1 pseudogene is annotated in these 515 nt (G+C 36.1%); it reads left to right on the forward strand.

Annotation, left to right across the window (positions count from 1 at the left end):
* Positions 1 to 21: 21 nt before the first annotated feature.
* Positions 22 to 515: pseudogene (locus tag CWM53_RS30535) on the forward strand (hypothetical protein); the annotation flags it as partial.

Here is a 515-nt window from a genome sequence, read left to right on the forward strand (position 1 = left end):
TGCTATGCAGATGAGGCTTATATGTCAAAATGGTTTGTTTGTATATGCTGTGTTTGTTATTTCTCCGTCAGTTATGCACAAGATTTCAACCTAGGAATTGCGGCTCATTTATTATCAAATAATCCGACTTCGTTAAACCCAAGCACTGCCAATACCAAAATAAAAGCGGCTGGTATTAAGTATGTAAGAATGGATGCTTTATGGCGCGATGTTGAAATCAATAAAGGCCAATTATCAATCCCGCAAAAATGGGATGAAGTAATAAATGAGCAAAAAGCATTAGGTTTAGAGCCTATTTTGATACTGGCTTATGGCAATAAGAATTATCAAAATGGAGACAAGCCTACAGATAAAGATAGCATTGATGCATATGTAAGATATGCATCATATGTGGTGAATCATTTTAAGGGACGTGTTAAATATTATCAAATATGGAATGAATGGAATGGTACAGCCGGAGCAACTTCAGTAGGTAGTGTTCGCGATTACAAGATATTAGTTAAGGCTGCTTATCC

Source organism: Klebsiella sp. A-Nf5 (genome assembly GCF_002810545.1).
Taxonomy (GTDB): Bacteria; Pseudomonadota; Gammaproteobacteria; order Enterobacterales; family Enterobacteriaceae; genus Klebsiella; species Klebsiella variicola.